The 13,528-nt window shown below is 60.3% G+C and carries 8 protein-coding genes, 2 tRNA genes and 1 pseudogene; 10 read left to right on the top strand and 1 reads right to left on the bottom strand.

What is annotated here, in order from left to right; all coding sequences use genetic code 11:
* On the bottom strand, window positions 1–1,245 hold a 1,245-nt coding region (locus PHD22_RS07505; RefSeq protein WP_299864495.1), incomplete at its 3' end, for a secretin N-terminal domain-containing protein.
* 309 nt (window positions 1,246–1,554) lie between these two features.
* Between PHD22_RS07505 and acs the strand changes: the two genes are divergently transcribed.
* The 10 genes and pseudogenes from acs (at window position 1,555) to PHD22_RS07455 (ending at window position 13,520) form a co-directional block, all read left to right on the top strand.
* Window positions 1,555–3,516 carry an acetate--CoA ligase gene (acs, locus tag PHD22_RS07500; RefSeq protein WP_299864492.1) on the top strand — a complete coding sequence of 654 codons (1,962 nt, stop codon included), beginning with the start codon at window positions 1,555–1,557 and terminating at the stop codon, window positions 3,514–3,516.
* Between the two features lie 247 nt (window positions 3,517–3,763).
* Window positions 3,764–3,955 (top strand): hypothetical protein, encoded by a 192-nt coding sequence (locus PHD22_RS07495; protein WP_366520696.1) that lies wholly within the window; start codon window positions 3,764–3,766, stop codon window positions 3,953–3,955.
* A gap of 47 nt (window positions 3,956–4,002) precedes the next feature.
* Window positions 4,003–6,756 carry a sensor histidine kinase gene (locus tag PHD22_RS07490; protein ID WP_299864489.1) on the top strand — a complete coding sequence of 918 codons (2,754 nt, stop codon included), beginning with the start codon at window positions 4,003–4,005 and terminating at the stop codon, window positions 6,754–6,756.
* 78 nt (window positions 6,757–6,834) lie between these two features.
* Window positions 6,835–7,209: a response regulator gene (locus PHD22_RS07485; RefSeq protein WP_299864486.1), complete on the top strand. Its 375-nt coding sequence runs from the start codon at window positions 6,835–6,837 to the stop codon at window positions 7,207–7,209.
* Window positions 7,206–9,369, top strand: a pseudogene (locus PHD22_RS07480) (exonuclease domain-containing protein). Before PHD22_RS07485 ends, PHD22_RS07480 begins: the two are co-directional and overlap by 4 nt.
* Window positions 9,370–9,403: 34 nt before the next feature.
* Complete coding sequence (locus tag PHD22_RS07475; protein WP_299864483.1) at window positions 9,404–10,816, top strand: DUF294 nucleotidyltransferase-like domain-containing protein; 1,413 nt, start codon at window positions 9,404–9,406, stop codon at window positions 10,814–10,816.
* A gap of 94 nt (window positions 10,817–10,910) precedes the next feature.
* Window positions 10,911–11,174, top strand: coding sequence for a DUF4212 domain-containing protein (locus PHD22_RS07470; RefSeq protein WP_299864480.1), 264 nt, complete (start codon window positions 10,911–10,913; stop codon window positions 11,172–11,174).
* A gap of 9 nt (window positions 11,175–11,183) precedes the next feature.
* A complete protein-coding gene (locus tag PHD22_RS07465) occupies window positions 11,184–13,241 on the top strand; it encodes a sodium:solute symporter family protein (RefSeq protein WP_299864478.1) in 2,058 nt (685 codons plus the stop codon).
* Between the two features lie 62 nt (window positions 13,242–13,303).
* Window positions 13,304–13,388, top strand: a tRNA-Tyr gene (locus tag PHD22_RS07460).
* 58 nt (window positions 13,389–13,446) lie between these two features.
* Window positions 13,447–13,520 (top strand) — tRNA-Gly (locus PHD22_RS07455).
* Window positions 13,521–13,528: the final 8 nt, after the last annotated feature.

The following is a 13,528-nucleotide window of genomic DNA, read 5'->3' as shown; positions in this document are numbered from 1 at the left end:
GTTGTTCAGGACAGCCAGCTTTGGGCTGGAGAGGACTTTCACCGTTCCGAAGCTCTCCAGCAGCCTGACGGTTGTATCGATACCGTTGCTGCTCTGGTAGGCGAGGCTGAATGGGGTGATGGCGTTGCCGGCACTGGTGCCGAGACTGGGACTGGTAATCCCGTAGCGCGTCCCGCTGGGCAGCAGGCGGCTCCATTCGATACCCTGCTGATACGCATCTCCGAGGACGACTTCGACAATGGTGGCTTCGATCAGCACCTGGCGTCGGGCTGCCTCCATGACCTGATCAATGAATTCCCGGACTTTTTCGTGCTGGCGTCCTGTGGCCCGCACCGTCAGGATGCCTGTTTCCCTGTTGGCTATGACCGATGCGGCCTCCCGGAAAGTGCTCTTGTGGATGGCGGTGATGCTGCTGTTGTTGCTTGCGCTGGGCCCTGCACCCGGCAAGCCGGCTCCTGGCGTGCGGTTGTTGCGCGGCCGTACGCCCTGCTCGTTGCCGGCGGTGCGTGACGGAGTGGATGTGGGCCCGGTGCTGGCGCTGGTCTCCACGTTCTCGATCAGGGTTTCGCTTGATCCTTCCGGCAGGATCTTGTCGGTTTCCCGCAGGATGTCACGGATGTTTTTTTCGACGGATTCCCAGAACTGGTTGCGGGAGCTGTTCTCGATGCGTGTTGCCGAAACGTTACCCCCTGCGGGAAGGCCTGAGCCTGGCAGGTTTCCGCTTCCCTGCAGAGTGCTTCCGGTGCCGGTGGTGGCGATCTGGGTGTTGGTGGAAACGGTGCCCGAGACGCTGCGGTTCAGGTTGACGTAATCGATCCGGTAGGTGCGCAGCACGGGGGTGTCTGGCATCACGATCAGGGTGTCACCATCGAATTCGAAGCGGATGTCCACCTGGCGGGCGAGACGCGTGAGGATCTGGGGCAGGGTCTGGTCGATGGCATTGAGGGTGACCGTTCCCTCGATCCCGGGGTGAATGTCCAGATTGATCCTGGCATCCCGGGCCAGGGAAAAAAGCAGCTCCTGGACGCGCAGTCGGCTGACGACAACCGAGTAGGTTTCGGTCCGCTGGATCCGCGGCAGGGGAGGGAGCGGCAGGCGGGTGCTGACCGGCGGAGGAATCGGAGCGCCCCGGTCAGTCTGGGGGAGCGGCCCTAGATGGGCGCCCGGACTGACTTTCGGGGGCTGTAGGGTGCACGCCGGGAGCAGGCTGAGCACGATGGCTGTCCAGGTGATCCGAAGCAACATTGGGTGGTATCACGATTATTCCCAGGGAATAATAATATGGCATAAAATTTTCATGAAATCCTGGTTTTGGGTAATTTTTAAGATGGTGGGTCTCCAGGTCTGGACGCCTGTCCTGAAAGCCCGTTTTGGGTAAAGGCGTGCGTGGGTGTAAGTCATGTGTAAGATTGATCGTCTTTAATGAATGGCGAACAAAAACCGGCAACCCTCCAAAAAAGAAAATCACACCCAGGACGGGGCGGGTTACCTGCCGAGCAAGGTTTCAAAGCATCCAACGTTGCACACTCATAAAACACGAGGAGAGGTGAAAAAATGACGAGCGAAACCACCCAGAAGTTCTACTATCCGTCCGAAGAGGTGGTGAAGAACGCGGCCGTGTCGGGCATGGACGCGTACAAGGCCCTTTGTGCTGAAGCCGAAAAGGACTACGAGGGCTTCTGGGGGCGGCATGCCAAGGAGCTCCTCGACTGGGAGACCCCTTTCACCCAGGTTCTGGATGAGAGCAATGCGCCGTTCTTCAAATGGTTTGCCGACGGCAAGCTCAACGTTTCTTACAACTGCCTTGATCGTCAGGTCAAGAATGGCCTGGGCGAGAAAGTTGCCCTGATTTTTGAAGGTGACAAGGGCGATGTCACCAAGGTGACCTATGCTGACCTGCTTGTCCGGGTTTGCAAGTTTGCGAATGCCCTGCGTAGTCTGGGTGTCCAGAAGGGTGACCGCGTTGTCATCTATCTGCCCATGTCCATCGAGGGTGTGGTTGCGATGCAGGCCTGCGCCCGTATTGGTGCAACCCATTCCATCGTCTTCGGAGGCTTCTCCGCACAGTCCCTGTCAGACCGCATCAATGATGCCGGTGCCGTGTTGCTGATCACCTCTGATGGTCAGAACCGTGGGGGCAAGGCCCTGCCGCTCAAGTCCATCGCCGATGAGGCCCTGGAGAGTGGCTGTCCCTCCATCAAGAATGTTCTGGTGGTCAAGCGTACAGGCGCTGAAACTGCCATGGTTGCTGGCCGTGACACCTGGGCCGACGACATCGTGCCCCAGCAGTCCGACGTTTGCGAGCCCGAGTGGGTCGAAGCCGAGCATCCGCTGTTCCTGCTCTATACGTCCGGCTCTACCGGCAAGCCCAAGGGGGTTCAGCACTCCACTGGCGGCTACCTGCTGCACGCCATCCTGACCATGAAGTACACCTTCGACATCAAGCCGGATGATGTGTTCTGGTGTACCGCCGACATTGGCTGGGTCACGGGCCATACCTACATCACCTACGGCCCCCTGGCCTGCGGCGCGACCGAAATTGTTTTCGAAGGGGTGCCCACCTATCCGGACGCCGGCCGCTTCTGGAAAATGATTCAGGATCACAAGGTCACCGTGTTCTACACCGCCCCGACCGCGATCCGTTCGCTGATCAAGTCGGCGGACAACACCCCGGCCGTGCATCCCAAGAACTACGACATGTCCAGCCTGCGAATCCTGGGTTCGGTCGGCGAGCCGATCAACCCCGCAGCCTGGGAGTGGTACTACGAGAACGTTGGCGGCGGCCGTTGCCCGATCGTGGACACCTTCTGGCAGACCGAAACCGGTGGTCACATGATCACCCCGCTGCCCGGCGCCACTCCGCTGATTCCCGGCTCCTGCACGCTGCCCTTCCCGGGCATCCAGGCTGCGGTGGTCGACGAAACCGGAACGGAAGTGCCCTGGGGCCAAGGTGGCATCCTGGTCGTGAAGCGTCCGTGGCCCTCCATGATCCGCAATATCTGGGGTGACCCGGATCGTTTCGTGAAGTCCTATTACCCGGCCGACTTCCAGGGCAAGCTGTACCTGGCTGGTGACGGCGCGATCCGCGACAAGGATACTGGCTACTTCACCATCACCGGCCGTATCGATGACGTGCTGAACGTCTCGGGTCACCGCATGGGTACGATGGAAATCGAATCCGCCCTGGTGGCGCACGAGAAGGTGGCCGAGGCGGCGGTGGTTGGTCGTCCGGATGACCTGACCGGTGAAGCTATCGTGGCCTTCGTGGTGCTCAAGGGCGCTCGTCCGACCGGCGACGCGGCGACCGCGATGATCAAGGAGTTGCAGAACTGGGTTGGTCAGGAAATCGGGCCGATCGCCAAGCCGAAGGACATTCGCTTCGGTGAGAACCTGCCGAAGACCCGCTCCGGCAAGATCATGCGCCGTCTGCTCCGTCAGTTGGCCAAGGGCGAGGAAATCACTCAGGACACCTCGACTCTCGAGAATCCTGCGATCCTCGAGCAGCTCAAGGGTTAACAACTGCCCAGCGACGTGATCCGCCACCGGCTGCCCAAGGTCGCCGGCAAAACCAGAGCGGACCGTTATAAAAAATAATGGAGGAGGAACTCCGGTGCAGTCCGGCCGGAGGTGTGAGGGGGAGAAAAAGGCGCGGTCATCGCGCCTTTTTCTCGTCCACGGTGGACTGTTCAGATCCACCCTCGTCAGCGCCCCCGTTTAGGTTTATAAATCCACATTCCAAGACCATAGGCACCTGGGGGGAAAGATGATCAAGGCGACCTTGACGGGCCAGCGGTTGATGGCCTTGTTCCTGCTGGGGGCGGTGCTCTTCAATTACCCGCTTCTCTCGATTTTTGATCTGCCCCGGGTCTGGGCGGGCATTCCGCTGCTGTACCTCTACGTCTTTGGGCTGTGGCTGCTGCTGGTGATCCTGATGATCTGGATTATTGAGCGCTGACGTCATGCAGTGGGATAACCAGCCCCTGCCTGCCTCTGGGGGAACCGATGAGTAGCGCCACCATCGTTGCGGTGTCCTTCCTCTATCTGGTGCTGCTGTTTGCGATCGCCTGGATGGGCGACAGGCGTGCCGATCAGGGGCGGTCAATCATCGCGAACCCGACCATCTATGCCCTTTCCCTGGCGGTGTACTGCACCACCTGGACCTACTATGGGAGCGTGGGGCGTGCTGCATCGTCGGGGATCGGATTCCTCCCGATCTTCATCGGGCCCACTCTGGCGGTCTGCCTGTGGTGGTTTGTCATGTTGAAGATGGTGCGTATCGGCAAGACTCACCGGATTACATCGATCGCCGACTTCATCGCCTCCCGCTATGGGAAGAGTCAGTTACTGGGCGGACTGGTTACGGTGATTGCCGTGCTGGGCGTGATTCCCTACATCGCTTTGCAGCTGAAGGCTGTGTCGGGTAGTTTCATGATCCTGGCGCACTATCCCGAGATCGTCATGCCCACCCAGGGCGTGAGCCGCTCCTGGTTCCTGGATACGGCCTTTTACGTGGCCCTCAGCATGGCGACCTTCACCATCCTGTTTGGTACCCGTCACCTGGACGCCACGGAGCGCCATGAGGGGCTGGTGGCAGCGGTGGCCTTCGAATCGGTGGTCAAGCTGGTGGTGTTCCTGGCGGTCGGGGTCTTCGTGACCTTTGGCATGTATGATGGATTTGGAGACATCTTTTCCCGGGCGGCAGAGTTTCCTGATCTGGCCCAGCTGATGCGGATGGAGGCGGGTGGAAACAGTTTTGGGAGCTGGTTTGCGCTGAGCCTCCTTTCCATGCTTGCCGTGATGTTCCTGCCGCGGCAGTTTCAGGTGGCGGTGGTGGAGAACGTCAACGAAAACCACCTTCGTCGGGCCATCTGGCTGTTTCCCCTTTATCTGTTCCTGATCAACGTGTTCGTCCTGCCCATCGCCCTGGGAGGGCTGATGCATTTTGAAGGCAAGGGGGTGGATGCGGATGCCTTCGTGCTGGCATTGCCCATGGCCTCAGGGCATGGCTGGCTTGCGCTGCTGGTGTTCATTGGCGGATTGTCCGCTGCGACCGGGATGGTCATCGTGGAGACGATTGCCCTGTCGACGATGGTCTGTAACGACCTGATGATGCCCCTGCTGCTCCGGATGCAGTGGGAAGGGCTGCGTCGTCGGGAAGATCTGTCGGGCCTGCTGCTGGGCATCCGGCGCGCTGCCATCGTGGTGATTCTGCTGCTGGGGTATCTGTATTTTCGTTTCGCTGGCGAAGCTCATGCACTAGTAAGCATTGGTCTGATCAGTTTTGCTGCGGTTGCCCAGTTTGCGCCTGCCATGCTTCTGGGGATGTACTGGCGTCCGGGGACCCGGGCGGGGGCGTTGGCCGGTTTGAGTGGAGGCTTTCTGGTATGGCTCTACACCTTGCTGCTCCCGTCCTTTGCCAAGTCCGGTTGGCTGCCAGGCGCCTTTCTGGAGGAGGGGGTATTCGGACTGGAGGCCTTGCGACCGTATCATCTGCTGGGTATGGAAGGTCTGGATCCGATTGCCCACAGCCTGTTCTGGAGTCTGCTGGTCAATGTGGGAGCCTGTGTCTGTGTCTCCCTGTGGCGTCGCCCCAGTGCGGTGGAGGCGGGACAGGCCACCCTTTTTGTGGACGTTTTCAAGCAGACCCGGCCGGCCGGGGATGCTTTCTGGCGGGCAAGTGCCCATGTGGCGGATCTTCTCCCCCTCATCGGCCGTTTCATTGGTCCCGAACGTGCGCGGCAGGCGTTTGCCGAATATGCCCGTAGCCGTGGTGTGGCGGACATGCAGGATCTGCAGGCAGACGCCGGGTTGGTCCATTTTGCGGAGACGACCCTGGCGGGTGCGATTGGCAGTGCCTCGGCGCGGGTGATGGTGGCTTCCGTGGTCAAGGAGGAGCCCCTCGGTCTGGACGAGGTGATGAATATCCTCGACGAGGCCTCTCAGGTGCGTGCCTATTCCCGGCGCCTTGAGCAGAAGTCCCGTGAGCTGGAAACCGCAACCCGGGAACTGCGTACAGCTAATGAGCGGTTGAAGGAGCTGGATCTCTTGAAGGACGATTTCATGTCTTCGGTGACCCACGAACTGCGCACGCCCCTAACGTCGATCAGGGCCTTCTCCGAAATGCTGCTTGAAGATCCCGAGATGGATCTGGATGATCGGCAGCGTTTTCTGGCGATCGTGGTCAGCGAAACCGAGCGTCTGACCCGCCTCGTCAATCAGGTGCTGGATATGGCCAAGATCGAGTCAGGTCATGCGGAGTGGGACAACTGCGAGGTGGATCTGAAGGAGGTGGTGGAGCAGGCCGCATGGTCCACCAGCCAGCTCTTCCGTGACAAGGGGGTTCAGCTGGAGATGAGCTTGCCCGAGCGGGTGCCCGTGCTTCTGGCGGATCGGGATCGCCTTATGCAGGTCGTGCTGAATCTGCTGTCCAATGCGGTCAAGTTTGTGGCGAGGGACAGTGGGCAGGTCTGGCTGAGGCTGTTCGAGACGGATGAGGGCCTGCGGGTGGATGTCGAGGACAACGGCCCAGGGCTGACCGAGGATGAGTACGCCCTGGTGTTCGAGAAATTCCGCCAGGGAGGCAACACGATGACTGGCAAGCCCCAGGGTACGGGGCTGGGCTTGCCCATCAGTCGTCAGATCATCGAGCATTATGGTGGTCGCCTGTGGGTGGAGAGCGCTCCGGGCTCCGGGGCCTGTTTCTCGTTTCTGATGCCTTGTGTCAAATCAACAGAAACGAAAGATGATGCGCGATAAACTGACAGGACTTGTCTCGGGTGATGTGGTCTGCATGCGGCGGATCCATGTCTGGGACATGCGTAGGGAGGGGACCGAATGACCAAAAAAATATTGATTGCTGATGACGAGCAAAACATCGTCATCTCTCTGGAGTTCCTGATGAAGCGGGAGGGTTTCGTCGTATGCATCGCCAACGATGGGCGGGAAGCCCTCGAGAAAATCCGGAGCGAGGGGCCGGACCTGGTTTTGCTGGACGTCATGATGCCTCACAAGAACGGCTTCGATGTGTGTCAGGAGATCAAATCAGATCCCGCCTTGCAGGGCATCCGGGTGCTGATGCTGACGGCCAAGGGGCGTGAAACAGAAGTCAGCAAGGGCCTGGCCCTGGGGGCGGATGCCTACATGACCAAGCCCTTTTCCACCAAGGAACTGGTGGCCAAGGTGAAATCCCTGCTGGAAATGACGACATGAGCCTGAAGCACCGGCAGGTGTTGGCCATCGTTTTTTCCTGCTGTCTGGTGCTTGGCGTGCTGGTGCTCGCTGGCGTCACCCTCTGGCGGGATCTCGCTCCCGAGGAGCGGGCGGTTCTGGAGCCGATTCTCAATCCCCGCATGGGCCTGCTCATCATGATTGGTCTGGTGGGGGCTGGGGCCGCGGCCATTCTGATGAAAGGTTTTGTCGAGAGTACCCTGCTGGCCTCTGCCAGGCTGGCGGACCAGCTCGGACTGATGGTGACGACCGACCCCGGCCGGCGTCTCAGGCAGGAAGGCGGGCCCGAATTGCAGCGGATTGCCGAGGCGGTAAACGCCCTTGCCGATCAGCGTCATGATCTCCAGGAGGATGTTGCTCCGTATCCGCGAGGCCCGAAAATCCGTGGAAGAAGAGCGCAACAGGCTGGCTGCCCTGATGTCCGAGTTGAATCAGAGCGTGGTGGTGTGCAACCTGGATGGCCGCATCCTGCTTTACAACAGCCGGGCGCGTCTGCAGTTCAAGGTCCTCTCCGATGCACCTGCTGCTGCAGGAGGGGGAGAAATCATCGGCCTGGGCCGTTCCATTTATGGGGTCTTCGAGCGCAACCTGATCGTCCATGCCCTGGAGAGCGTCCAGGAGCACATGCGTCGTCAGAGTCCCCGACCCATGGCGAATTTTGTCACCACCACGCGGGCGGGGCAGCTGCTCCGGGTGCACATGGCGCCGGTACTGGCCAGCCCCGACCCAGAGGCAGGGCCCGTGGTCTCTGGGTTCGTGCTGATGCTGGACAACATCACCCGCGCTTTCGAGGCGGAAACCCGACGCGACCAAATGATCCATTCCCTGACCGAGGGAAGTCGTTCCTCCCTGGCGAATCTGCGGGCAGCGGCTGAGATGCTGGAGTACCCCGATCTGGACCAGGAGCTCAAGGAGCGTTTTCTGAAAGTGGTCCGGGATGAAGTGCAGGGCATGAGTGCCCGCCTGGATGAGACGGCCACGGCCTTTGCTGATGCCCTCAAGACCCGCTGGCCCCTGGATGAAATGCTGGGCGCAGACCTGGTGGCGGCAGCCCAGCGACGGATCCAGAACACGCTGGGGCTGCCGGCCAAGCTGGAGGAGGTGGACGCCGAACTGTGGATCAAAGTGGACAGTTTTTCCCTGTTGCAGGCGGTTGGCTATCTGGTGAGCCGCCTTGTGGACGAGTTCGGGGTGAGGGAGATTCGCCTGCGTCTGACCTCAGCCGGACGTCTGGCCCATCTGGACCTGATCTGGTCGGGGCATGCCATGAGCACCGAGACCGTCATGAGCTGGGAATTGGAGCCCATGAGCTTTGCGGGTGAAAGTTCGCCTCTGACCGTTCGGGACGTCATCGAGCGCCACGATGGCGAGATCTGGCTGCAGCGGGAAAAAACCCAGCACCGTGCTTTCTTCCGCCTGCTCCTGCCCCAGGCGAGTCCCCAGGCCGAGGTCGAAGCCAGTGCCGTGCCGAGGGGAGACAGCCGGCCGGAATATTATGATTTCGACCTCTTCAGGCAGACCGAGGCCAGTCATGCCCTGGATGACCGTCTCTTGACGGATCTGGCCTTTACGGTTTTCGATACGGAAACCACTGGCCTCAATCCTTCGGAAGGAGATGAAATCATTCAGATCGGTGCGACCCGGATCTTGAACGGCAAGCTGCTTCGCTCCGAGTCCTTTGATCAACTGGTGGATCCCCTGCGGGCGCTTTCCGAGGCCTCTACACGTATCCACGGAATTACCCCGGAGATGCTGGCTGGACAGCCCACCATGGCCAAGGTGTTGCCCGCCTTCCACGCTTTCGCTGCAGAAACCGTGCTGGTCGCCCACAACGCTGCCTTTGACATGCGCTTCCTCCAGCTCAAGGAGGGGAGCACTGGCATCGTGTTTGACCAGCCTGTGCTCGATACGCTGCTGCTGTCGGCAGTGATTCATCCGGATCAGGACTCCCATCGCCTGGAGGCTATCTGCGAACGGATGGGGGTTAACATCCTGGGACGGCACACCGCTCTGGGGGATGCCATCGTGACTGGGGAGGTTTTCCTGAGGATGATTCCGCTTCTCGCGGAGAAGGGCGTCCGGACCCTGGGTGAGGCTCGCCAAGCCTCCGAAAAAACCTATTACGCCCGGGTCAAATACTGACGATCATCCGCTGATCCCGGTCGGGCGTGCTGATATGGCGGACAAAAGGGGAGGGCAGGTGCTGTCCGACTTGTTGAGAAGACCTCCGGTCTCCGTGGGGCCGGATCAGTCTGTGAGTGAAGCCATCCGGGCCATGCTGACTGGGGCTGTCGGCAGTGTGGTGGTGGTGGATGGCCCGTCCCTGCGTCCCCTGGGAATCCTGACCCGTGGTGACCTGCTCGAAAGGGTCAGTCTTGCCGGTGTCTCGCTGGAGGACCCTGTGGTCAGCGTGATGACCGGCGGTGTCATTGCCCTGCCCGGTACGGCAAGCCTCCATGAAGGGCGCATGCTTCTTGCCCGCCACGGGCTCTGCCATCTGGTGATTGTGGATGGCCGGGGCGGCTTCCTGGGGGTTGTCTCTCGTGGGGATCTTTACGCCCGGCGCAGCGTTCAGGCGGATGACCTGATGGAGACGATCCAGAACGCGAAGGATCCGGCAAGTCTGGTGGACGCTGCGACCCGGGTGCGCCTGCTCGCTGGTGTGCTGGTGGATCAGGGGGGTGATGCGGGTCAGGTGGGGGAGTGGATCTCGATCCTGAACGATCTGGTGGTGCTTGCCGCGATCGACATCGTCGAGCCCGGCTTCGATCTTCCCCTGGTGCCCTGGTGCTGGCTGGTGTTTGGTTCCGAGGGGCGTCTCGAGCAGACGCTGGATAGCGATCAGGACAACGGTCTGATCTATCAGGTGCCGCCAGATACGGACCCGGAGGGCATGCGCAGGCGGTTCCTGCCGTTTGCCCAGGCGGTCAACCGGCTGCTGGATGCCTGCGGCTTTCCCCTCTGCAAGGGAGGGATCATGGCGGGTAATCCGCTTTGGTGTCTCTCCCTTTCCGAATGGCGTTCGAGGTTTGGAGAATGGATTCTCGGCGGGCGGCCTGAGGATCTCCTGAACGCGACGATCTTTTTCGATTTTCGGGGCCTTGCCGGGGATATCGGGCTTGCTGCCGGATTGCGTCGCTGGTTGCTGGCGGTGGCGGTTGACACGCCACTCTTTCTGCGTTTCATGGCGGGGAATGCCCTCCGCAGCGGCCCGCCCCTTGGAATGATCAGGGATTTTGTGGTGGACCGGCAAACCGGGATGCTGGACCTCAAGCGTGACGGAAGCCGCCCCTTTGTGGATGCTGCGCGTATCTATGCGCTGGCCTTCGGCATTGAGGCCAGCTCCACCGTTGCCCGCCTGAGAGCGGGGGGGCTTCGCAGTGGCTGGCCGTCCGCAGAGGTGGAGGCCTATGTGGACGCCTTCCTGTTCATCCAGAGCCTGCGTTTGCGCTGTCAGCGTGCAGCCGGCGGCTCTGCGAACCGGGTGATGCCGGAGGGGCTCAACGAGCTGGAGCGGGCCTTTCTCAAGGAGTCCTTCCGGCAGGCGCGCAAGTTGCAGCAAAAGCTTGGGGTGCGCTTCCAACTCTAGAGCATGGCTTGCTCTAGGGCGGTACGCCATAGCGGCTTATACTCCCGGCGCAGCAGGGACGTTTTCCCTGAAGGGCATTGGGGAGGGGAGCCGGGTGAGTGATACCCGTTCAAGACAACAGGCATATTGGCGGGAAACCCGCATCCTTACTGCGGTGCTGTTTCTTCTCTGGGGTGCTGCCAGTTTCCTGCCAGGGTGGTTTGCCGACGAGCTCAATGAAGTCGTCTTCTTCGGGTGGCCCCTGGGTTTCTACATGGTGGGACAGGGAAGCCTGATCGTCTTTCTGCTGATTGTGGCGGTTTATGACTTTTCGATGACCCGCATCGAGAGGCGTTATGGGCTGCATCATGAAGAGTGAGCCTGCCCGGTGAGCTTTCCTTCCCCTTTCCTTCCCCGGCTTGGCCGTTATTACGTCCTTTATGCACTCGGTTTCCTGGCGCTGGTGGTCGCCTTGGCGAGCGCTGAGCAGATGGGCATGACGCAGCGCTGGATTGGCCAGATCTTCCTGTTCGCGACGATTGCCATCTACGCGGCTATCGGTGTGATGAGCCGGACATCTGACGTTTCCGAATACTATGTGGCGGGGCGCAGAGTACCCGCGCTGTTCAACGGAATGGCGACGGCAGCCGACTGGATGAGCGCCGCTTCCTTCATTGGCCTGGCAGGCACCCTCTATTACTCGGGCTTCGTGGGCCTGGCCTTCGTGACAGGGTGGACGGGTGGATATGTGCTGGTTGCACTTCTGCTGGCCCCTTTCCTGCGCAAATTCGGCCAGTTCACCATTCCGGATTTTCTGGGGGCCCGTTATGAGGGGCACTTTGCCCGACTGGTAGGCGTCCTGGCGGCCGTCCTGGCGAGCTTTGTGTATGTCGTGGCACAGATTTATGGTGTTGGCCTGATTACTAGCCGTTTCATCGGCATCGAATTCGAGATTGGTGTGTTTGTTGGCCTGGCAGGGATTCTGGTGTGTTCCTTCCTTGGGGGCATGAGGGCGGTCACCTGGACGCAGGTCGCTCAGTATCTGATCCTCATCGTTGCCTACCTGGTGCCGGTTGCCATCCTGTCCTACAAGGTCACTGGCGTACCCGTCCCCCAGTTGGTCTATGGTGAGGTGCTGAGGGATCTGGGCGTCAAGGAGCTTGAGTTGTTTTCCGAGCCCCGGGAGAACGACGTCCGCAGTCAGTATCGCTATCGGGCGGAGGAGTACGCCCGCAAGATCGAAGATCTGCCCGCGTCGCTAGCGGATGAACGAGTGGCTCAGTCTGAACGGATCATGGAGTTACGCACGGAGGGCGCTTCCGCCCGGGATGTTGCGGCGGCGGAGAGGGCCCTCAGGGATCTGCCGCGTACCCCTGAAGAGGCCCGCCTCAAATGGGAGCGAACGAGGCAGGAGAGCCTGGCGAAAACTGTCCCGCCTGTTCACCATGCGGAGGCCCATCCGGGAGAAACCCCTGAGGCCCGGGAGAGTGCTCGTCGAAATTTTCTGGCCCTCGCTTTTGTGCTCATGGTGGGAACCGCTGGTCTGCCCCATATCCTGATGCGTTACTACACCACGCCCAGTGTTCGCCAGGCTCGACGTTCGGTGTTTTGGTCGTTGTTCTTCATTTTTTTGCTTTATGTCACAGCTCCCGCCTACGCAGTGTTTGCGAAATGGGAAATCTACAGCAGGTTGATAGGGACCAACATCGGTGATCTGCCCAACTGGGTGGCCTCCTGGAGCAGGGTGGGTCTGGTCAAGATCGAGGACATCAATGGTGACGGAATCCTCCAGTTGGCAGAGCTCACGCTAAACAGTGATGCGATCCTGCTGCTGTTCCCTGAAATAGCCGGCTTGCCCTACGTGGTTTCTGGCCTCGTGGCCGCTGGTGGGCTGGCCGCAGCCCTGTCCACGGCAGATGGACTGCTGCTCACAATCTCCCATGCCTTGTCTCATGATCTCTATTACAAGATGATCAATCCCCAGGCATCCACGCAGCGCCGGTTGGTGATCACCAAGTCCCAGTTGCTGGTGGTTGCCGTCATCGCCGCCTGGGTGGCATCCCTGCGCCCGGACAGCATCCTGTTCATGGTGGGTCTGGCGTTCTCCATCGCCGCGTCGGCCTTCTTCCCGGCCCTGGTGCTTGGCATCTTCTGGAGGCGGGCCAACAAGTGGGGGGCGGTGGCGGGCATGCTGGCCGGACTGGCGTCGACGCTCTACTACATCGTACGTACTCACCCCTTCTTTGGCGGGAGTATGGCGGATGCATGGTTCGATATCCATCCGATTTCCTGCGGTATTTTTGGGGTTCCGGTGGGCTTTACCGTGATCGCGATCGTCAGCCTTCTGACGCCGCCTCCCTCTGCCGAGGTACAGGCTTTGGTGGACTTCATTCGGCTGCCTGACGAGGCTCTCCGGACCCGGGGTCGTCCAAACGACGGTACATGAAAATTCCACATAAAGCATTTGACAGGCTCAAAAGGGCTGCCTATAATTTTGGCTTCTCGCTTGGAGGGGTTCCCGAGCGGTCAAAGGGATCAGACTGTAAATCTGACGGCACTGCCTTCGAAGGTTCGAATCCTTCCCCCTCCACCACGATTTTGGCTTTGTCTGGCTGCGGTTTGTGTGGTGAATGTGAGTCATGCGTTGTAAAGCGGGTGTAGCTCAATGGTAGAGCAGAAGCCTTCCAAGCTTATGACGAGGGTTCGATTCCCTTCACCCGCTCCAGGTTGATG

The organism is Zoogloea sp. (assembly GCF_028693495.1).
Classification (GTDB): domain Bacteria; phylum Pseudomonadota; class Gammaproteobacteria; order Burkholderiales; family Rhodocyclaceae; genus Zoogloea.
This window is presented reverse-complemented; position numbering and strand designations above follow the sequence as displayed.

What these genes read in the sequence shown, in the direction of transcription:
- acs (WP_299864492.1), top strand. Translation starts at nt 1,555, where the DNA reads ATGACGAGCGAAACCACCCAGAAGTTCTACTATCCGTCCGAAGAGGTG.
- PHD22_RS07495 (WP_366520696.1), top strand. Translation starts at nt 3,764, where the DNA reads ATGATCAAGGCGACCTTGACGGGCCAGCGGTTGATGGCCTTGTTCCTG.
- PHD22_RS07490 (WP_299864489.1), top strand. Translation starts at nt 4,003, where the DNA reads ATGAGTAGCGCCACCATCGTTGCGGTGTCCTTCCTCTATCTGGTGCTG.
- PHD22_RS07485 (WP_299864486.1), top strand. Translation starts at nt 6,835, where the DNA reads ATGACCAAAAAAATATTGATTGCTGATGACGAGCAAAACATCGTCATC.
- PHD22_RS07475 (WP_299864483.1), top strand. Translation starts at nt 9,404, where the DNA reads ATGGCGGACAAAAGGGGAGGGCAGGTGCTGTCCGACTTGTTGAGAAGA.